The organism is Lysobacter hankyongensis, assembly GCF_039543145.1.
Taxonomy (GTDB): domain Bacteria; phylum Pseudomonadota; class Gammaproteobacteria; order Xanthomonadales; family Xanthomonadaceae; genus Lysobacter_I; species Lysobacter_I hankyongensis.
In genome coordinates, this window is sequence record NZ_BAABJE010000014.1 from 48,446 (window position 1) to 70,016 (window position 21,571).

The 21,571-nt window shown below is 66.1% G+C and carries 13 protein-coding genes; all 13 read right to left on the minus strand.

The window, feature by feature from the left end:
* Window positions 1-15: 15 nt before the first annotated feature.
* The 13 genes from ABD974_RS12455 to ABD974_RS12515 all read right to left on the minus strand — a co-directional run bounded on the left by ABD974_RS12455 (window position 16) and on the right by ABD974_RS12515 (window position 21,554).
* Window positions 16-261, minus strand: coding sequence for a hypothetical protein (locus tag ABD974_RS12455; protein WP_345303662.1), 246 nt, complete (start codon window positions 259-261; stop codon window positions 16-18).
* A gap of 63 nt (window positions 262-324) precedes the next feature.
* Window positions 325-1,059 carry an SDR family NAD(P)-dependent oxidoreductase gene (locus ABD974_RS12460; RefSeq protein ID WP_345303663.1) on the minus strand — a complete coding sequence of 245 codons (735 nt, stop codon included), beginning with the start codon at window positions 1,057-1,059 and terminating at the stop codon, window positions 325-327.
* Window positions 1,049-2,458 (minus strand): class I adenylate-forming enzyme family protein, encoded by a 1,410-nt coding sequence (locus tag ABD974_RS12465; protein ID WP_345303664.1) that lies wholly within the window; start codon window positions 2,456-2,458, stop codon window positions 1,049-1,051. The genes ABD974_RS12460 and ABD974_RS12465 overlap by 11 nt, the downstream gene beginning before the upstream one ends.
* Before the next feature lie 257 nt (window positions 2,459-2,715).
* Entirely contained in the window at window positions 2,716-13,260 is a 10,545-nt protein-coding gene (locus ABD974_RS12470; protein ID WP_345303665.1) for an SDR family NAD(P)-dependent oxidoreductase, read from the minus strand.
* A gap of 201 nt (window positions 13,261-13,461) precedes the next feature.
* Complete coding sequence (locus ABD974_RS12475) at window positions 13,462-14,454, minus strand: NAD(P)-dependent alcohol dehydrogenase (RefSeq protein WP_345303666.1); 993 nt, start codon at window positions 14,452-14,454, stop codon at window positions 13,462-13,464.
* Entirely contained in the window at window positions 14,451-14,876 is a 426-nt protein-coding gene (locus tag ABD974_RS12480) for a PaaI family thioesterase (RefSeq protein WP_345303667.1), read from the minus strand. Before ABD974_RS12480 ends, ABD974_RS12475 begins: the two co-directional genes overlap by 4 nt.
* Window positions 14,877-14,898: 22 nt before the next feature.
* Window positions 14,899-15,885 (minus strand): acyltransferase domain-containing protein, encoded by a 987-nt coding sequence (locus tag ABD974_RS12485; protein ID WP_345303668.1) that lies wholly within the window; start codon window positions 15,883-15,885, stop codon window positions 14,899-14,901.
* Between the two features lie 6 nt (window positions 15,886-15,891).
* A complete protein-coding gene (gene fabD, locus ABD974_RS12490; protein ID WP_345303669.1) occupies window positions 15,892-17,076 on the minus strand; it encodes an ACP S-malonyltransferase in 1,185 nt (394 codons plus the stop codon).
* Between the two features lie 58 nt (window positions 17,077-17,134).
* A complete protein-coding gene (locus tag ABD974_RS12495) occupies window positions 17,135-18,388 on the minus strand; it encodes a beta-ketoacyl synthase N-terminal-like domain-containing protein (protein WP_345303670.1) in 1,254 nt (417 codons plus the stop codon).
* A 47-nt stretch (window positions 18,389-18,435) separates the two neighbouring features.
* A complete protein-coding gene (locus ABD974_RS12500; protein ID WP_345303671.1) occupies window positions 18,436-18,675 on the minus strand; it encodes an acyl carrier protein in 240 nt (79 codons plus the stop codon).
* Between the two features lie 91 nt (window positions 18,676-18,766).
* Window positions 18,767-19,519 carry a polyketide synthase gene (locus tag ABD974_RS12505; protein ID WP_345303672.1) on the minus strand — a complete coding sequence of 251 codons (753 nt, stop codon included), beginning with the start codon at window positions 19,517-19,519 and terminating at the stop codon, window positions 18,767-18,769.
* Entirely contained in the window at window positions 19,516-20,295 is a 780-nt protein-coding gene (locus tag ABD974_RS12510) for an enoyl-CoA hydratase/isomerase (RefSeq protein WP_345303673.1), read from the minus strand. The genes ABD974_RS12505 and ABD974_RS12510 overlap by 4 nt, the downstream gene beginning before the upstream one ends.
* On the minus strand, window positions 20,295-21,554 hold the full coding sequence (locus tag ABD974_RS12515; RefSeq protein WP_345303674.1) for a hydroxymethylglutaryl-CoA synthase family protein: 1,260 nt from the start codon (window positions 21,552-21,554) through the stop codon (window positions 20,295-20,297). Before ABD974_RS12515 ends, ABD974_RS12510 begins: the two co-directional genes overlap by 1 nt.
* Between the last annotated feature and the right edge of the window lie 17 nt (window positions 21,555-21,571).

Here is a 21,571-nt window from a genome sequence, read left to right on the forward strand (position 1 = left end):
AAAATATCCGTTTGATCAGCGCTCGTACGCGGCGCAGAGATCGCCGACCGTGCGCAGGCCGGTGATCGGCACATCGCCGCTCGCGAACGGATCGTAGGAAAACTCCATCTCCAGAATCGCGAGGATGCGCGCGATGTGCAGCGAGCGGAATCCGAGCGTGTCGATGAGCGCGCTGGAATCGCTGATCGTGCCGAGTTGCAGGCCCTCCTCCTCGGCGACGCGACGAAGGATGTCGTAGATGATCTGCTGGTGTTCGCTCATGGTGTTCCTGGGATCGTTTTGATCGGACGGGTTGAACGGAAGGGGCAGCCGCGGGGCTGGGCGTTAGCTCGAGAAACCGCCATCGACCGAGAGCGTCTGGCCGGTGATGGCGCGCGTCGACAGCAGGAAACGGGCGCTGTCGACGACGTCCTGGGTGGTGCACATGGCGCGCATGGGCGTCCGGCGGATGATGCGGGCGCGCTGCGCGTCGGTCAGGTGGCCGACCATCTCGCTTTCGAAAAATCCGGGCGCGATCGCGTTCACGGTGACGCCCTGCGGCCCGACTTCGGTCGCGAGGCTGCGGGTGAAGCCCAGCAGCGCCGCCTTGGTGGCGCTGTAGACGGACAGGCCCTTGTGGCCGCGCAGGGCGTTGACCGAGGAGATGTTGATGATGCTTCCGTGCCGATGCGCGATCATCGCCTTGAGGCAGGTCCGCGTCAGCACGATCACCGACTCCAGGTTCAGGGTCAGCGCCAGATGGATGTCGCGCTCCGAGGTCATCGTCAGCAAGCCCTCGACGCCGACGCCGGCATTGTTGATCAAGGCATCGATGCGCTTGTAGCGGCGCATGACGTTCATGCCGAAGTTCCTGACCCCGTCGAGGTCGGTGCCTTCGATCGCTTCCCAATGGAAACGCTCGCCGTTCGGATCGGCGCTGCGCAGTTGATCGATGAAAGCGTTGCTGGAACGGCTGAACGTGGCGACGATGTCGCCCGCGTCGAGCCGGTCCTGTACCAATGCCTGCCCCAGTCCGCGGCTGCCGCCGCTGATGACGACCACTTTTTTGTCACTCGGCACTTGCTTGCTCCTTTTTGGCATCGATGACAGCGTCCTGCGCAGCGGGTGCCGGCCGACGAGTTTTCTTGAACCGTGCACTGAACAAGGCATCCTCGGTCACCTTGACCGCGACCGGCACCTTGTACGACGGCAGATGGTCGCGACAATACGCACGCACGCGCCGCTCGACCTGCGCCGCAGGCTCGGGCTCGATCAGTTGCACCGTCGCGACGACGAGAAAGCCGGTCAGCGCGCTCGGCTTGCCGCTGACGACGACATCGCTGATGTTGTCCACCTGGAGGATCAGATTCTCGATCTCGCTCGGGTAGACCTTCTCGCCGCCGACGTTGATGATCTCCGACTTGCGTCCGAGGATGCGCATGTAGCCATCGCGCTCCTCGACCATGTCGCCGGTATTGAGCCAACCCTCATCGTCGAAGGGAGATGGCGCGTTGAGATAGCCGAGCATGGCGGCGTCGGTGCGGATCCAGAGAATGCCGTCGACGATCCGGATCTGATGGTGCTCGCCGCCGACCTTCATCCAGGTGGAACCGGCGTCCTCGGACCGCGTCGGCAGGATGCCGACTTCGGTCAGCCCGTACGTTTGTTTGCAGCGCACCCCCGGCAGCGCCTGGTTCAAGGCCTTGAGCGTGGCCAGCGACATCGGTTCGGTACCGTAGGTGACCAGCTCCAGCGACGAGAGGTCATAGGCCTCGCGCTGATCCGAAATCAGCAGCATGTTCAGGAAGGTCGGCGTGGTCGGCAGCAGCTGCACGCGCTGCGACTGGATCGCGTGACACACCGCGGCGACCGAACGATCGCCGACGAATACCGCGGTACCGCCGTTGCACAGCACATGCAGCAGCGTGTTGATGCCGCCGATATGGTCGAACATCAGGAAGATCAGGGTGCGGAAGGCCGCTCCCGGCTTCTGCAGGACATTCGCGAACAGCCGCGAGAAACGATGCACCGAGGCCTTGTTCTTGCCGGTCGACCCGGACGTGAACAGGATGAGCCCGGCTTCCTTGGGTTCGCCGCGCAGGCGATCGAGCAGCGGGTGATCCTTGCCGTAGCCACAGTGCGTGTACAGGCTGCCGCCGTCGCCGGAAAACTCGAAAACGCCATCGACGCATGCGGTTTCAAGCGCCTCTTCCACTTCGAAGTTCGTCGCGGAGAGGAATGGCACCACGATGTTCGCGTTTTCGATCAGCGCGAACAGCAACCCGATCATGTCGCCGGAGACCTGTCCGCGCATCGCGATGCATGCGCCGGGAGCGATGCCCGCCTCGCGCAGTTGCTCGCGCCAGTGGCAGATTCTCGCGTGCAGCTGCGCGTAGTCGAGCGTTGCGCCGTCGCAGACGATCGCCGTCCGCTCGCCGTGACCGGACCAACTCTCGATGAGTGTCGCCAGATTCTGCATTCAACGCTCCATGTCCGAAGGCCCGCGAAGCGGGCGTTTCAACCGATTTTCCCGATCAACATTATTAAGCCGAAATGCGGTTTGATCAACCAAGTTTACACGCTGATTTTCACGGGTTTTGCAGGCCCGCACGCGGTTTTCGTCCGGCGCGGTATCCGGCGCCGGAATGGACCACCGGGTCGATTGCCGTAAGTCGGGGCTGCGGGCATGGAATCGCGGATCATGCCCAGACTTCGATGACAAACGTGCGATGTCCATCAGCTCGCGCCCGTCTCGTAGATCGCATCGAGCGCATCCTCGAATTCGGTGCTCGACATGCGTTGAGCCGTCGGGTTCGAGGCTGCAGAACGACCCGGGGCGTAGAGCGATTCGAGCAGCGAGGCGAACTCCTCGTCGTGCGCGCGATCGGCGTCCAGCGTCGCCGGGTAGCCGATCGTCAGGCCCTTGATCTTGATGAGGACGCGACCTTCGGCATCGATCACGTCGATGTCGATCGCGGCGCTGCCATCGCGACGACCTCCGTCGCGCGACGACCGCACCCAGATCGCGCCTTCGCGCGCCGCGCCTTCATCGGCGCCGACCGGGGCGAATGCGATGCGTTCCAGCGCCAGCAGCGTCGTTGCCGACGGAGGCACGCCATCGCCGGCCAGATGGTCGAGACAGGCCAGGTGCGCGAGCGAAAGCAGCGCGAAGGTCTCCAGTCCATCGACGGCGCCATCCGCCTTCGACGGCAGGCGGAAATCGAGCAACTGCTGCCGCTCGCCGCGAACGCGGGCGACCACGCCATCCGGCAGGCGGTCGCGGGCCAAACCTGCATCGAGCAGCGCGCCGTAGACGCCCGCGGCATCGCGGGCTTCGCCACGGAACAGGGTGCGCAGCTGCGGCAGATCGATGCGGCCCGGATCTTCGCTCGCTTCGTAATCGCCGGTGCCTTCGCACAGCATCGATTCGGCGTCCGCGCCCGAGGTTCTCACCTCGAAGTCGAAGCCGCTGCCGCCGGTCGCGTACAGATCCGCGGAGACGGTGCCGCCCTGTGCGGTGGGCTCGATGCCCGTCCACGTCAGAGCGCGCAATTCGATGCGTGCCTGGTGTCCGGCATCGCCAAGGGACTCCCGCACCGCCAGCCGGACCATTTCGACCGGCAGCAGGTCCGGCAGCCCGATTTCGGGGCGCAGCGCTTTGCCGCGCAGCGATTTTTCGAACGCGGCGCTGTCCGATGCGAACGACTGCCGCCCGAACACCGAGACGTTGCGATGCAGCAGCGGATGCATGACCGGCTGGCTGCCCGTCTTCTGTTTCTCGGGGTCGATGCTGAACCAGTAGCGCTCGCGCGCGAAGGCGTAGGTCGGCAGCGAGCAGCGACGCATCGTGTAGCCCGCGTACAGCGCCTTCCAGTTCGGCTCCTGGCCCTTGAGCCATACGTCGAGCAGCGCGGCGAGATCGCGGTCGCCCAGCCATTGCGCGATCGTGCCGGCATCGGTGGGTTTGACGTCCGACTTGCGACGGACGCTGGCCAGTTTGACGTCGGCCCTGGCCGCATCGCCGTCGACGAAGGCCTGCAGCCGTTCGATCAGCGCCTGGGTCGAGTCCACGATCAGCCCCATGCGTTCCGGCATCGCATCGCGGCCGATCTGCAGGGTGTAGGCGATGTCGGCGAGATCGTCGTCGGTGCCCTTCGACAGATGCGCCAGCAGCCGTCCGGCGTTGGCGCGCAGACGGTCGGTGGTCTTCGCCGACAGCACGATCAGGTGCGGACCGGCCGGACGGGCGCTCGAACGCGTCTGCGCATCGAGGTACTCCTCCAGCACGATATGCACGTTCGCACCGCCGAAACCGAACGAGCTGATGCCGGCGCGACGCGGATACGGCTTGCCCTGATCGTCCAGCGCCGGTTCCCAGTCCTGGGTCTTCGCGACCGGATAGAACGGGGAGTTGTCGAGGTTGATGTAGGGGTTGAGCCTCTCGAAGTGCAGCAGCGCCGGGATCTGCTTGTGCTTGATCGACAGCAGCACCTTGAGGATGCCGGCGATGCCGGCCGCGGTTTCGAGGTGGCCGATGTTGGTCTTGGCCGAAGTCAGGCCGATGTGCGGCTTGGTCGGCGCGGGCAGCTGATGCTTGCGGTAGAGGTCCGAGAACGCCTTCTTCATCGCCTGGATTTCGATCGGGTCGCCCAGGCTGGTGCCGGTGCCGTGGCATTCCAGGAACCCGACGCTGCGCGGATCGATCTCGGCCTTCTCGTAGGCCTCGACCAGCAGCTCGGCCTGCGCGTTCGGGTTCGGCGCGGTGAGCATCGTCGCCTTGCCGCCGTGGTTCTCCGCGGTCGATTTGATCACCGCATAGATGTGGTCGCCGTCGGCGATCGCGTCTTCCAGCGGACGGATCAGGATCGCGCCGGAGCCCTCGCCGCGCACGTAACCGTTGGCGCGCGAATCGAAGGTCTTGCACTTGCCGTCGTCGGCCAGCATGCCGGCGGCGCCGAAGGAGATGTGGCCCGCCGGGGTGAGCATGACCTGCACGCCGCCGACGATCGCCATCTCGGAACTGCCGGTGTGGATCGATTCGATCGCGCGATGCAGCGCCACCAGCGAACTGGAGCAGGCGGTATCCAGCGGCGCGCTCGGTCCGTGGATGTCGAGCATGAACGACACCCGGTTGACCAGGATCGCGTGCGACGTGCCGGACGCGGAATAACCGTCCAGCTCGGCGTGGTTCATCACCATCATGTCGATGTAGTCGCGGGTCGCCGCGCCGACGAACAGGCCGGTCTTGGTGCCCGCGAGGTCGGAGACCTTGTGGCCGGAATCCTCGACCGCGCCCCACGCGCTTTCCAGGAAGATGCGCTGCTGCGGGTCCATCATTTCCGCTTCGCGCGGCGAGATGCCCCAGAACAGCGGGTCGAACTTGTCGACCTCACGCATGAAGCCGCCCCACTTCGACAGCGTCTTGTTCTTCTCCACCATCGGATCGCCGTAGTACTCCTCCCAGTCCCAGCGGTCCGGCGGGATCAGCGTGACCATGTTGTTCTCGGCGTTGCGCAGCTTCTCCCAGTACTCGTCGAGGTCGTCGGCCTGCGGCATCACGCCGCTCATGCCGACGATCGCGATCGGGCGCTCGACGAAGCGGCGCTGCGGGGAGAACCCGCCGCCGGCGGCATGACCGCCCGCGGCCGCCGGCAGCGGCGCGTCGACGATGTCGAGCTTCTTCTTGAAACCGATCGGCGCCTGCGCGGCCACCGCGGGCGCGTCGGCCCGTGCCGCCGACGCCGTGGCCGCCGGCGCTGCCCCCGCCTGGCCGTGCACCCGCAGGGCCTTCTCGCGATGGTCCTGCGCGAGATGCTTCGCGATCTCGCGGATGTTCGGGTACTCGAAGAACGTCACCGGGGTGATGTCGAGGTCGTACTTCTCGTTGACCAGATTGCTGAAGGAGGTGAGGCCGATCGAGTCGAAGCCCAGATCCAGCAGAATCGTGTCGAGATCGATGTCTTCGGCGTCGATCTTGAGGAAGTCCATGACGATGCGCGACAACGCATCCTGGACCGCCAGCGCCAGATCGTCGCCGCCGCCCGCGGCCTCCGCGGGTGCCGCTGCGCCTGCGGTGGCGCCTGCCTGCGGTGCGGTCGCGGCCGTGGGCGCGACATCCGGCACGCCGATGCCCCAGGCGCGCTCGATCTTCTCGCGCACGCCCTGCATCACCGCGAGATGCGACAGCTCGGTCTGCAGGCCGAGCATGAAGGCGCGCACGCCGACCTCGCGCTGCAGCGGCTTGATGCCGAGATTGCGTTCGAAGAACAGGGCGGTCTGTTCGTCCAGGCGCATGCCGCCTTCAGCCCAGATCGACCAGTTGATGCTCAACGTCTTGCCGTGGCGCGCACCATGGCGCGCGAGTGCGTTGCGCCGGGCGGCGAACGCGTCCATGTAGTGGTTGGCGTACGAGTAGTCGCTCTGCCCGGCGTTGCCGGCGAGGGCCGCCAGCGACGAGAACATCACGAAGAAATCGAGCGGATCGTCGCGAGTGGCGTCGTCGAGCAGGACCGTGCCGAGGATCTTCGGCGCGAACACGGCCGCCATGTCCTCCCAGTGCTTGTTGCGGACGTAGGCGTCGCGCAGCACGCCGGCGCTGTGGATGATGCCGTGCACGGCGCCGAAGCGTTCGCGGCAGGTGCCGACCAGCCGTTCGACATCCTCGCGCCGGGACACGTCGGCCTGCACGTACTCCACTTCGGCACCGGCCGCGCGCAGCGCATCCAGCGCCGCCTCGGTGTCGCTCTTCAGCGCACTGCGACCGCTGAGAACCAGACGCGCCTGGAATTCCTTCGCCAGGTGCTCGGCGAAGATCAGGCCGAGACCGCCGGCGCCGCCGGTGATGATGTAGGCGCCGCGATGCCTGACCGGCGTCGAGGTGAAGGTATCGGCATCGGGCGTCGGGCAGGCTTCGATCCGACGCAGATAGCGGCGGCCATCGACGTAACGGACGGCGAGCGCCTTCGTGTCCTGGCCGTATTCGCGCGCGAGCGCGGAGACCGCGTTCGCGTCGAACGTCGCCGCCGGCTGCTGGAAATCGATCACCTTGCACGCGAGCTTCGGGTTTTCCGCGCGCAGGATCGTCACGAAGCCCTGGATCGCTTCGTCGTGCGCCTGCGCTTCCGGGGTGTCGCTGAAGTAGACGTAGTTCAGGCGGACATCGGCTTCGCGCTTCTGCGCGATGATCGCCTGGCACAGGTGCAGGAACGCACGCACGCCGCGGTCGAGCGATTCCGCCGCGCGCTGTTCCGCCGACAGCGATTCGCCGGTCGGCTGCGTCGACCACGCGAAGCACACCTGCAGCGGTGCAGCGTGGGTTTCGCGCAGTGCCGACAGCAGCGCCTCGAAGCTTTCGCGGCTGCCGGGATCGGCGCGGTAACTGCGCTCGTCGATGCGGGCGAAGCCTTCGCCCGGATAGACCGCGACCAGGCCGCTGCCGTCGTCGCCGGTGGCAGCCAACGCAGTGCGGTAGGCGTCGTGGGCGGCGGCGTCAGGCGCGAACAGCACGACCGTCTGCCGCGTACCCGCGGGCAGCGCTGCCGGTTCGATCGTCGACGACTGCCATTCGGTGCCGAAGTAGAGCGTCGAGAACGCGTCGTCTGCGCCGGCCGCCGCTTTGGCGGCACCGCCCTGCCCCGGCTTCTCGTGCACATCGAGCAGCGGCACGCCGACCGAGTCGCGCACCCGCACCAGCACCTTGCCCTGCTCGTCGACGATCAGCACGTTCATCTTCGAAACGTTCGACGACTTTTTGGCGTCGTTCGCATCGGTGACGTAGCTGTAACAGACCGGCGTGAGCGGATGCACGATCTCGACTTCGCCCAGCGAGTACGGCACGAACATTTCGCCGCCGGCGTCGGCGAGGCGTGCGCCCATCGCCGCCTGGAAGGCGGAGTCGACCAGCGAGGGATGCAGCACGAACTCGTCGAAGCGCAGCGCGTCGAGTTCGGGGATCTTCAGTGCGCCGAGCACTTCGAAGCTGGACTGCGGATTGCGATGGACTTCCTGCAGGGCCTGGAAGGTCGGGCCGAGACCCAGGCCGAGGGTCTTGAACTGCGGATAGGCGCGCGCGGCGTCGCTGACCTTCTCGGTGCGTTCGCGGATCGCCTTGAGGTCGACGAATTCGTCCTCGGCGGCCTCTTCTTCCGCGGTGGCGTACTGCAGCTTGCCCTGGCAGTAGAGCAGCTTGCCGCCGGTCTCGCGTTCGCTGAAGACCTCGAACGTCACCGTGTCGCCCGAGGGCTTCAGTTCGATGAAGACTTCGTTGGGCACGCCGTTCTGGACCGTCAGCGGGCTGACCCAGAGGATGTTGCGGATCCTGCGGACCTTGCGCCCGGCGGCGATTTCGCCGGCCTTGCGCGCGAAATCGAGGTAGGCGACGCCCGGCAGGGTCGGAATGTCCGAGACCAGATGGTCGTAGATGAAGAATTCGCGGTCGTTGAAGACCTTGCGGAACAGCTGGCGTTCGAACGTGGATTCGTTGGTGTCGATCAGCGGATGCAGCGCGCCGGTCGAGGACGCGCCGATCACCATCGAGGCGCCGTCCGCGGGCTCCAGCCAGTGGCGCTTGTCGGCGAACGGATAGCTGGGCAGCGAAATGCGCCGCCCCTGCGTCTGCGCCTGCACGCCCTGCCAGTCGGACACCAGACCGTCGATCCACAGCTGCGCCAGTTTCAGCGGGTCGCGCGACTGCGCCAGCAGATCGATGAACGCCTCTTTTTCCTTCCGGTTGAGAAGCTTGGTGATGCCCTCGGCGTTCTTCACATGGCCGAGCAGGATGTGCTCGTCGCGGGAGCCGGCGAGGAACGACTGCAGCTTGTCGAGCAACTGCTCGCGGCTGCCGGCGATCAGGGCGACGCGATGATCGAACGATTTGCGGCCGAGCTGCAGGGTGAAGGCGATGTCGTCGAGGCTCGGCGCGGAGGCGCCGTCGCGGTGCTTCTCGACGAAGGCCTTGAGCCGCTCCGCCACATGGCGCAGCTGTTCCTCGTTGCGGGCCGACAGCGGGAAGATCCGCAGGCCGCGCTCGTCCGGCGCGGCGGGCGCATCGGACTCGACCGCCTCGATGATGACGTGGGCGTTCGAACCGCCCGCGCCGAAGGAGCTGATGCCGGCGCGCAGCGGCTGCACGACGCCGTCGACTTGCTTCGGCAGCCACGGTTCCAGCTGCTGCTGCACGACGAAGGGCGAATGCGCGAAATCGATGAATTCGTTGAGTTCGCCCGAATGCAGCGACGGCACCAGGGTCCGGTGGCGCATCTGCAGCAGGGTCTTGCACACGCCGGCGATGCCGGCGGCGGCCTCCAGATGGCCGATGTTGGTCTTGATCGAACCGATGGCGCAGCTGTGCAGCGGCACATCGTAGCGTTCGAAAGTCTGGTTCAGCCCGGAAATCTCGATCGGATCGCCGAGTTCGGTGCCGGTGCCGTGGGCTTCGATGTAGCCGATGCTGCGTGCATCGATATCGGCCTTCTTCAGCGCCGTGGTGATGACGTCGCACTGCGCCTTCGAGTTCGGCACCGAGAAGCCGCTGTTGCGGCCGCCGTGGCTGATCGCGGAGCCCTTGATCACCGCGTAGATGTTGTCGCGATCGCGCCTGGCCTGGGCCAGCGGCTTCAGCAGCAGCGCGCCGACGCCCTCGCCCGGCACATAGCCGCTGGCGCCGCGGCCGAACGCGCGGCACAGGCCGTCTTCGGACAGCAGCCCGCCGGCGACGGTGATTTCCTGCTTGCACTGGTGCACGTCGAGATTGACGCCGCCGACGAGCGCGGCGGCGCACTCGCCGCGCTGGATCGCGTCGCAGGCGAGATGGATCGCGGTGAGGCTGGCCGAGCACGCGGTATCCACCGCGATGCTGGGGCCGGTGAAGTTCATGAAATAGGAAACGCGGTTCGCGATGCTCCACAGGAACGAATTCGCGACCACCTTGTTGCCGGCCAGGCGCTCTTCGGCGCCGACCATCTGGTACATCGCCCAGACCGCGCCGACGTACACGCCGATCTGGCGCCCGCCGAGCTCCTCGCTCTGGAAGGCTTCGGGGTAGTAGCCGGCGTCTTCCAGCGCTTCCCAAGAGACTTCGAGGAACAGGCGTTCCTGCGGATCCAGGGTCTCCGCTTCGCGCGGCGAAATATTGAAGAACAGCGAATCGAAGCGGTCGAGGTCGTCGATGAAGCCGCCGCGGTAGCGGCCGAGCGCGTCGCGGTTGCGTCGGCGCGCGTAGCGGGACTGCGGAATTTCGCCGATGCAGTCGCGTCCGCCGACCAGGTTCTCCCAGAGTTCCTCGGCGTTCCGGGCCTTCGGGAGGCGGGCGGCCATGCCGACGATCGCGATCTCCATGTCCTCGTCGCGGTGCGCGTTGCGCGGCGCCGGCGCGCTCGGGGCCGGCTGCGCGGCGGTGGGCGCGGCTGCGGCCGGGGCTGCGATTTGCGTCGACGCGGCGGTGTCGACCGTGCCGGCGGATACGGAAGCGACGGCGGCGGGTGCCAGCAGCCGGTCGAGCCGATGCTTCGCGTGCAGGTCGCCGGCGCCATCGGCGACGCCGAGGTCGGGAATGTTGACCTTCCTGGCGAAGGCTTCGATCAGCAGATCGCCGAGCCTGCGCACCTCGTCGCTCTTGAGGCCGACCGGAATGGCCAGCCGCACCAGCTGATTGAGCGTGGACTTCTGCTGCATCCCGACGCTGTGCGCGCCGGCGCGGACGCCGGTCGCGAGATACAGCCAGGCGCAGAACGACGCCACCGGTGCGGCGAGACCGCTGAATTCCGGAATGCGCTTGACGTCGATCAGCACGCAGTGCGCCAGCGAGGGACGCACGACCGGCAGGCCATGGTCGGCGAGACGCTGCCCCAGCGCGCGCACGGCGTCGACGCGGCGGCGCACCTGGGTTTCGATGAAGCCGCGGTTCTGCAGCGACGCGGCGATGCACTTGCGGTCGATCACGTCCAGCGCCTTGCCGCCGCGCTGCTGCAGCGCCTGCAACCGGTCGTGCAGCGCCTGATCGTTGGTGGCGATCAGGCCGCCCTTGTTGACGCAGAAATCCTTGGCCAGGCTGGCGACCACCGTGTCGGCCTGCGACAGCAGCGCCTCGGCGACCTGCCACGGCGTGGCGTCGCGCCACTCGGGCTCATGTTCGATGACGACCAGCGCATTCTCGATGATGCGGGTGGCGTCGAGCACCAGCCGGATGCCGTGCGTGTCGCGGTACTTGTCGAGCAGCGCCTTCACGTCCTTCAGGTGCGCCAGCGACACCGCGCCGCCGCCGGCGGCGTTGTCGGTCAGTTCGATGCAGACGTAGCCGATGTCGGCGCCATGCGCGTCGATCTCGACCTTCAGCGCCGCCAGATCGATGTTGCCGCGGAAGGGCGCGGCCGACTGCAGGTCGAAGACCTTCGCATCGGGCATTTCCCGCGGCGAGAATCCCTTGTCGATCTGGTGGTAGATGGTGCTCGGGAACAGGATGTTCTGCGGTACCCGGCCCTTCTTGTCCCAGGCCTGGCAGAACAGGTCTTCGGCGGCGCGGCCGGAGGCGGTGAGCGTGAAATGGGCGAACGGGAACACCCGGCGCAGGCTGGCGTTCACGTCGACCGGGCGCTGGATCTGCGCGAACAGGTTCGCCATCTGTTTGTCGATGGCGGGCAGCGTCAGCTGCGCCCAGGAGTCGGTCTTCAGATCGAAATCGACCTGGCCGGCGGCGAGGTTCATCGGGTTGAAGCCGGCCGCTTCCAGCGCGCGCCAGCGCGGGCTGTCGGCGATGGCGACCGTCTGCGCGGGAGCGGCCTGGGGCGCCTGCACCGCGGCGGCGGCGGGCATCGCGACCGGCGCCGTCTCGGCAGGCGGCAGGTCGACGGGTTCGTCGATCTGGTTGGTCGACGGGTCGGCGATCATCAGGATGATGTCGAGCACGTTGTCCGCGCGGCCGGCGTCGACCGCGCGGCACAGGAAGATGTCCTTGCTCTCGGGGCGGAACTTGTTCTTGAACTGCAGATTGCCCGCGTCGTTGAAGATGTTCTGCTGGCGCAGGTCTTCGAGGATGCTTTCGATCGCGGGGTCCGCGTCGGGCGAATCGCCGAGCTTGCAGCCGTAGGTGCCGCCGAGACTGAAGACCTGGCAGCCCTCGTCGCGCAGCGTCTGGATGATGTTGACGATGGCGAATTCGAGGCCGCCGAGCGGCATGTCCGGCCCGTAGAATTCGAGATCCATCAGGTATCCGGCGCCGGCGGCCATCGGCGACACCAGGATCGCGTTCTGCAGCACGTCGTCGATGTAGGTGAGGAACAGCCGGTGTTCGCGATCCAGGGTGCCGGCGAGGATTTCGTCCTTCACGACGTGGATCAGCGGATTGACCATCGTGCGCGATGCGCACCACTGGTCGATGATCGCCGCGACCGCTTCGGCGGTCTTCGGGTCGCTGCCGCAGAGGTATTCTTCGGTGCGGCAGGCGCCGGAATTCGAGAATTTGGAGACCAGATAGCGCAGGCGACGCATCTTCTGGCCTTCGAGCGTGAACGACGGCAGATCGAGCACCCGCTGCATCACCCCGAACGGGGTCGCGGAGAAGGCCTTGCCGCAGAGCGGCGGCAGGCGGTCTTCGACGAACAGGTTGAACTGCAGGCCGTTGGCGTCGCAGTACCGGTACAGCTCTTCGGCCAGCGGCAGGAAATCCGCTTCGGGGCCGGTATAGCCGTAGGCCAGCAGGATGCCCTTGCCCTTGCCGCAATTGAAATAACCGCGCTGCGCTTCGCCGAAGAACAGCAGCGGCGCGATCGTCGCGGTACCGCGCGAGACCGAGGATTCGTTCTTGTACTGGTGGAAAATCTCGAGCCGGCGCTGCTTGAGCTGCGGGTAGCGGTCGAGATGGCGGATCGCGACCAACGGCGGCGCGCGTTCGACCACGGCGACCGGGGCGACGGCGACCGCTGCGGCAGGCGCGGATGGCGCGGGCTGTGCCGACGGCGCGGCGACCGGTGCGGGATTCGGTGCGGCGGCAGGCGCCGGCGGCGCTGCGGATCCGTCGCCGAACTTGCGCATCAACGTGTCCGCATGCGACTTCACGAAATAGCGCGCGAGATCGCGCACGTTGAAATTTTCGAACAGGAGCGTCTTCGGCAGCGTGCCGAAATCCTGTTCGAGGCGTTTGAGGATCTTGAGAACGAGGAACGAATTGACGCCGAGTTCGCCGAACGGCGTTTCGGCATCGAAGACGAGCGCCGCATCCGCCGCTTCGCAGATCAGCGACTTCAGGTAGTTTTCGGTGCGTTCCTGCAGGGTGTCGTGGTCCATCATCGTTCAGCAATCCTTGCGGTCCAATCCTGGTGCGGGAAGCGCCCGACACCGCCTTCGATCATAGTGATTCGCCGTTCCCGCAACAACTTGTTTGGCGAAAATGCAATGGTATTCACGATATTCAAGCGTGAATCGATGTAAAAACCGCCGCGCCGTGCTGCCTGCCCGCGGCCCGACGTGCCCATGGTGCCAGGGCATGGGTCAAATCGTGATGACAACTTTGCCGCTTGCATGGCCTTTCTCCAGATAACGGATGGCATCGGCGACCTCCTCCAGCGGATAGCGCCGACCGATGACCGGGCGCAATGCGCCTTCGGCGAAGAGCCCGGCGAGCGTCGCCAGGTCCGCAGTCGTGGTCTTTCTCGAAAGGCAGCTCCAGCGTTGCCCGCGCGCGGACAGCGACATCCGCATGACGGCCAGCGCCGGTCGCAGCGGGCCGAACACCGGGACCGAGTCGACGGCGCCGACCCAGACGAACCGGCCTTCTGGCGCGAGCACCCGCCCGCAGCGTTTGGCGCTGTGGCTGCTGACCAGATCGATGATGACGTCGTAGCGGATGTCTTCCGCGGTGAAGTCGATTTTCCGGTAGTCGATGACCCGATCCGCGCCGAGTTCGCGCACCATCGAGGCCTTCTCCTCGCTGCACACGGCGGTGACGATGGCGCCGAAATGCTTCGCGAGCTGCACCGCATGCACGCCGATGCCGCCGCCCGCGCCGTTGATCAGCACCTGTTGCCCCGGACGCAGTTCGCCGAAATCGCGCACCGCATACAGCGCCGTGGAGCCGGTCAGCGGCAGCGACGCGGCCTCCTCGAACGAGAGGCCGGGCGGGATCTTCCCCGCCTGCTCGGCGGGGACGCACAGATACTCCGCGAAGCTGCGCGTGAGCCCCGTGAAGGGCGTGGACATTTCGCCGAAGACGGCATCGCCGGGACGCAGATCGGTCGCGGTTTCGCCCACCCGGTCGATCACGCCGGCGAAATCGAGCCCGAGGCCGATGTTCTTCGGACGCCGCAGCCCGGTCTGCAGCCGCAACACGTACGGCCAGCCGCGAAGCATGTAGGCGTCGGCCGGATTGACCGAGGCCGCGCGCATGCGGATGCGGATTTCGCCCGGCCCCGGTTCGGGCGTGGGCACGTCCTCGATCCGCACGCGATCTGGCGAGCCGTATCGCCGGTAGACGGCGGCCTTCATACGCCGCCCCTGACGTCGGTTTCGATCTTGACGATCGTGCCCTGCGCGACCGCCACCAGCATCGATTCTCCGCCGCGCACGACGTAGAGCTTGCATTCGCAGACCGCCTGGCGCAGGGCGAACGCCAGCACCGTCGCCTTGGCGACGAGGGTCTCGCCGATGGTCGGCATCACGTAGTTGATCTTGAACTCGGAGGTCACGCAGTTGCCGAGCACGGTCGCGCCGGCGAAGGTCAGGCAATTGTCGGCCAGATAGCTGACCACGCCGCCGTGGACGAAGCCGTAGCTCTGCTTGAAATCCTCGCGGATCCGCAGCGACAGCTCGGCATAGCCTTCGGACAGCTCGCACAGTTCGGTACCCAGCAGCCGACTGAACGGCTGCGAGACGAGCACCTGCTGACCCATTTCGAAAAATCCATTCACCAACCGGTTTCCTTCCCTTGAATTAATGACGGCCAGCGTCGTTCAGGCCCATCCGCCGGACCGCATTGCCGAAGGTCTGCAGATCCCGTCCGAAGGGATTGATCGTGTCGCCGAACAGCGACGCGCTTCCGGTGGGGAGCAGGTATTTGACAAACGTCGCCAGCGTGCCGCTGGGGCCAACATCCACGAAATGGAAGTCGCCGCGGCCCAGCAGCCCGCGCACCGTGGCGTCGAACGCGACCGGATGCCTGAACGCGGACCATAGATGCTGCGGCCACACCGCGGGGTCGGTGTCGCGGTCGTACACGGCGCCGTCGCAGCACGACACGAACGGAATGCGCAGCGGCTTGAAGTCGAGCTTCCGCGCGAGTTCCAGCATCCGCGATTCCAGCGGCTGCTGCATCTCGGTATGGAAGCCGTAGTTGACCGCCAGCACCTGATGCAGCACGCCGTCGCGCGCCAGCGCTTCGCGAAGCGGCTGGATCGACGCGACCGGACCGGTGACGACCAGATGCTGGTCGAAATTCCGCGCGGTGATCCAGCAGTTCTCGAACAGCTCGGCGTAACGGCGCTCGATATCGGGGACGTCGATCACCGCCAGCATGGTGGCGGGCGGGCTTTCGGCCTCGATCAGCTTCGCGTAATCGATCGCGAACACCAGCCCCTGTTCCAGCGTCAGCGCGCCGCCCACGATCGCCGCGCCGAGTTCGCCCAGACTGTAACCGAGCAGGTAGGCCGGTTCGGCGCCGGCCTCCATCAGCACGCGCGAGAGGCTGTACTCGAAGGCGACCAGCGCAGGGTTGGTGTGCAGCAGCCGATCGAACGGCCGGCTCTTGTCGCCGTCCCGGTAGAGCACGTCGCACAGCGAGCCGCCGATCAGCGGCTGCGCGATTTCGTCGCAATAGTCCATCCACATCCGGAAACGCGGATGCTGGTCGTAAAGCTCCCGCCCCATCTGATGGTATTGCGAGCTCTGGCCGGAAAACATGAAGACGACAGGAAGGCGCATGTGCGATCAGGCCGCCGAAAGTTCGTCGAGGTCGAAGTAACCGTTGAACCCCTCCATGTAGACCGCGGCGCGATGGCCGAACAGGACGATGGCCGGGGTGCGCGTGGTGAGCGCATCCTGATCCGTCACCTTCGACTTGACCCGGGTGCCGACGGGGTGACGGCTGTTCCAGTCGGCGACCTTGCGTTCGGCGATCGCGAAACGGTCGGTCCCGGCGCCTGCGACATCGGCGGCCTTCGTGGCCGGTGCCGCGACCGGTGCGGCGGCGGCCACGTTGTTTTCCGCGGGCGCTGCAGCGGGCGCCGGTGCCGGCGCGGGCGGTGCCTTCCCGGGAGCGGCGGCCTTCGCGGCGATCTGCTTGATCTTGAGGATCATCTTCGCCAGCACGTCGCCGTGGCCGATCTCGGTGAATTCCATGTCGGGGGACAGCGACATCAGATGATGGATGGTGTCGCTCCACAGCACCGAGCTGTGGATCTGCTTCGACAGGTACTCGACGACGGCGTTGTCCGGATAGGGCTGCGCGGTGAGGTTGGCGATCACCGGAATCTTCGGCTTGGAGAACTTTCGCTTCTTCAGGAAGGCTTCGAACTTCTGCGCCGCCGGGATCATCAGCCGGGAATGGAACGCGCCGCTGGTGTTCAGCGGGACGTACATCACCTTGTCGAAGTTGAAGATGTCCTGGCACGCGGCGATGTCGGCGGTCGGCCCGGAAATCACGGTCTGCAGCGGCGTGTTGCAGTTGGCGATGTCCACGTTGACCAGACCCTTCTCCTTGAGCAGGGTCTCGATCTGCTCGCGGCTGGCGTTGACGATCGCCGCCATCGCGCCTTCGGTGGTCTGGCTCATCAGCTCGCCGCGCTTCTTGACCAGCTTCAGGCCGGTTTCGAAGTCGAAGCATTCGGCCGCCAGCAGCGCATTGAATTCGCCGAGGCTGTGACCGGCCAGGAAATCCGGCGCACCGCTCTCCTTGACGCGCTTGTAGTACGACAGCGCGTTGACCACGAACAGCGCCGGCTGGGTGAACTGGGTCTTGTTCAGTTCGCGGCGCGGGTCTTCCAGGCACAGCTCCTTGATGGAGTAGCCCAGCACTTCGTCGGCCTTCGCGGTCAGCTCCGGAAATGCGTCGAACAGGCTGCCGCCCATTCCGCGCGCCTGCGAGCCCTGTCCCGGAAACATGTAGGTTTTCATCGAATTCTCCTGAATGAAACGTGTGTATTGCGAATGCTGGCGGTCGTTCGCAGCGCGGTCAGCAGCGCTGCAGGCAGACCGCCGTGTTGATGCCGCCGAAGCCCATGCTCATGTTGAGCGCGCGCTCGACGGTGTGATCGACGGCGTTGGCGCCCACCCAGCGGAAGCCCGCGTCGATCGGGTTCTCCAGATTGCGCGACGGATGCAGCCTGCCCGCCCGCATCTGCAGCATGATCGCGATCAGCTCGACCATGCCGGCGGCGCTCAGTCCGTGCCCGACCAGCGACTTCGTCGCGTTGATCCACGCACGATCGAGGCCGCAGGCGCGCAGCGCCGCGAGTTCGGTTTCGTCGCCGACCATCGAGGCGGTGCCGTGCGGGTTGACGTAGTCGATCGCGTCGGCGTCCAGCCCCGCCATCGCCAGCGCGCGGCGGATCACCGTGGTCTCGCCGTCGAGCGAGGGATTCGGATTGCGGTTGGCGTCCCAGGCCATCGCCCAGCCTTTCAGCTCGGCGTACGGCGGCGTCCCGTCGGGCCTGCCGGACGTGTCCTGCCCTGCCCTGCGCAGCACGATCGCGCCGCAGGCTTCGCCGAAGATGAAACCGTCGCGATCGCGATCGAACGGCCGGCACGCCAGTTCGGGCTGGCGGGCGAAACGATCCGAGCCCATCGCACCGAGCGAGCGGAACGCCTGGCATTCGAAGAACGACAGATCCATCAGCGCGCCGAGCGCGATGCAGACATCCACCTGCCCCGAACGCACGGCTTCGGCGGCCTGGATCGCGGCGAGCTGACCGCTGGCGGATGCGCCGCCGACGGTGAAGGCCGATCCGCGGATGCCGAAGGTTTCGCTGCACAGGCCGCACAGGTCGGTGTCCATGAACGACATCGCGTGGGTCGGCCGCAGGAATTCGACCCGGTCCTGGTACTTGAGCTGGTTCTGCACCAGCTCGCGCTGCTGGAAGTTCGAACCGCCGACGATCAGACCGATGCGTGTCGGATCGACATCGTCCAGGCCGGCGTCGTGCCAGGCTTCGTGCAGGGTCGCCACCGCGACCTGCGCGGACCACGACGCGTTGCGCAGCTTCGCCGCCGGGATCGATGCGGGGATCCGCAGGTCGGCGATTTCGGCGCCGATGAACGGCGCAACATCGTCGCCCGCGCCCGGCCGCTGGCGGCCGGGGCGACGCATCGTCGCGAACCGGTGCTCGCCGGCGAGCAGCGCGTCGGCGAACGCGTCGCGGCCCTGGCCGATCGACGCGGTGATGCCGATGCCATCGACAACGATGCGCGCCGGCTCCGAACCGTGCATGCCCGGACCGTGCGTGCCTGTACCGTGCGTGCCCAAACCGCGCATGTTCAGAGCCTGGCGTGCATCAGTCCCGCGAGCTCGCCGATGTTTTCGGCCTTGGCGAGATCGATCATCGGGATTTTCAGCGACAGCGATTCGAGCGTCATCATCAGGATCTCGGAACGGTCGATGGAATTGGCGCCGAGCGCGCGCAGCGAATCCGTAGGCTGGAACGGATGGTCTTCGAGACCGGGCACGATCTCGCGGGTATGGCCGACGATGATGTCGAAGACGTCTTGCACGTTCATGGTGAATCCTTCTGCTGGAAATGGGCGATGGGTTCGCGGCCTGCGTACGAAGACGCAGGCGTGCGTCGGGTTGCGGATGTCCTGCGCATGGTCATGCGCCGAACAGGGTGGCGATCTTCGATTTCACCTCGGGTTGCGCGAAGGTCACCGCATGCATGGCGACTTCCTGCGCGATGGTGGCCGGCAGCGCCTCGCGCAGCGACGCGCTGAGATGGTCCTTCAGCGCGACCAGCGACACGCGCGGCTTCTCGGCCAGCGTCTGCGCGAGTTCCAGCGCATGCGCCATGACCTTGTCGCGCGGGACGACCGGGAACGGGATGCCGCGCTGCTGCAGTTCCTCGCCGCGGTAGTTGTTCGCGGACAGCATCATTTCCGTCGCCAGGGCCAGCCCGAGCTTCTGCGGCAGGATGAAGGTCGCCCCCATCCCCGGCGTGAAGCCGTAGCGCATGAAATTGGTGGTGTAGATGTTCTCGCGGCCGAGCACGACCAGGTCGGCGAACATCCCGAGCACGAATCCGCCGCCGATGCCGTGCCCCTGCATCGCCGAGATCACCGGCACCGGGCACTGCAGCGGCAGGCTGTACAGGGCGCGATCGGTGAAGGCACCGCGCCCGTCGGACAGGTTCATCAACTGTTCCTGGGTGCCGCCGCTGGCGAAGTAATTGTCGTAACCGGTGAGGATCACGACCTTGCAGTCCGGCTGGCGCTCCACCTCCGCGAACGCCTCCATCAGGCCTTCGGTGATGCCTTCGGAGAAGGTGTTCTTGCTGACCCGGTCCTGCATCCGGATCTGCAGGACGTGCGGCGCGACGAACTGCAGGTCGACGGCTTTCTCCGCGCTCACGTCGCGCCCTCCCACGGGAACTGGCCGGTCTTCACGTAGCGCGAGATCCGCTGCAGATTCTCGACATCGGAGAACACGTCGCGATTGGCGGCCAGCGCCTTCGCTTCGGCGGTTTCGACCGAGGCCTCGATCGCGCCCATGTAGCGCTTGTAGCGCGCCACGCTCTTCTTGTTGAGCCGGCGCAGGCGCAGCAGGTTCTTGCGCAGCAGGTTCTCGCTGTTGTCCTCGTAGGCATCGACGAGGCCCCAGGCCTGTGCGGTCTGCACCGTCACCGGCTGGGTCGACAGGGTCATGTAGTTGGCCCTGGCATAGCCGATCCGGCGGACCAGGAACGGCAGGACGCAGGCCGGCATCAGCCCGAACAGCAGTTCCGACAGGCTGAACACCGCCGCCGAATCCGCGAGCACGATGTCGCAGGCCGCGACGAAGCCGATGCCGCCGGCGTTGGCCTTGCCGCGGACGTGCGCGATCGAAACGAACGGGCCGTTGGCGAGCCGGCACCACAGGTCGTACATCGGCTTCGGATTCTGTTCCGGCACGCCGTCGCCATCGAAGCTCTTCTGCAGTTCGGCGAAATCCGCGCCGAAGCAGAAGACCTCGGGCAGGCCTTCGAGCACGACGATCTTGGCGCGTTCTTCGCAGACGTCGATCGCCGCAACGAATTCCGCGATCAGCCGGTCGTTGATCGCGTTGTTCGCTTCGGGGCGGTGGATCTGCAGATAGGCGATGTCGTCGTCGAAACGGACCCGCAGCGTGGTGAAGGCACTGAAATCCATCAGCCGACCCACTCGTATTCGCGGTGGAATTCCTTGATTTCCTTCAGGAACAGCACCGGCTTGCCCATCGCGGAGCGGGCGCGCGGAATGAAGTTGCCGTCGAGCACGACGTTGCGGGTGCCGAACTTGACGGCGTTGCTGCCGACCAGCAGGCGATCGTATTCCTCCATCGTCAGCTCGATGCGACGGTCGAGGTGTTCCTTGACGCCCATCCGGCGCAGGCGCTCCTGGCCTTCCTTGCGGGCGACGCCGCTGAAGAACTCGGAGCAGCAGCCCGAACCGTAGGAGAAGGCGCCGATGCGCTTCGGCGTTTCGAAATCGCCGTGCTCGATGGTGCTGAGGATCGCCAGCGACATGGTCGCGCCCATGATGTTGGCGATGCGCTGGCAATAGGCCATGCCGGGCAGGACGCGCCGCTCGAAATCCTCCTCGATCTCCTGCGGCTTGGCGCGGACCATCTTGCGCATCATGTTGCGGTGCGCGCCCTTGACCATGCCGCCGAACGGACAGTGATAGGCGATGTAGGAGAAGGTCTTCGCGAAGTCGGCGTCGGGTACGCGCTTGCGGTATTCCAGGAAGCTGTTCTCGCAGCAGTCGAGATACGACAGCAGCGACAGGTCCGAGTCGCCGGCGTCGCCGTCGGCGGTCGGGCGGCAGGTGTCCATCACCTCGTAGCCGTAGTAGCCGTTGGCGCCGACGTCGACCTGGAAGATGTACGGCTGTTCGCTGATCAGCATCGCGACCGCGCCCGAGCCGTTGCTGGGTTCGGCGAACGACCAGTCGGCGGTGAGCGCGTCGCCGCCGTCCTCGACCATGAAACGGGAAATGTCGGTGGCGAGCACCAGCGCCTTCGCGCCCGGGGAGGCCTGCGACAGGATGAAGTTCACCGCCATCTGGATGCCGGCGGCGCCGGAGTAGCAGGCGTTCTTGATCTCGAACAGCCGGCAATTGCGGTTCAGGCCCAGCAGCGAATGGCAGTAGGTGCTCATCGACTTGCCGAAGTCGAAACCGGATTCGGTGCAGGTAATCACCAGCTCGATCCGGTCGCGCTCTTCCGGGCTGAGCGCGTCGATGATGGGCTTGGCGGCGTTCACCGCGAAGGTGATCGGGTCTTCGTACGGCAGCGCGACCGTCTTTTCCTTCATCAGCAGATTCTCGAACCGGGTGGTGTCGAGTTTCCGGTGCTCGGACAGCTTCCTGACGTCCAGGAATGCCGTTCCGGCGAACACGTTCATTGCTTCGATGCCAACTGCTTTCATCCTGTTTCTCCAAACCA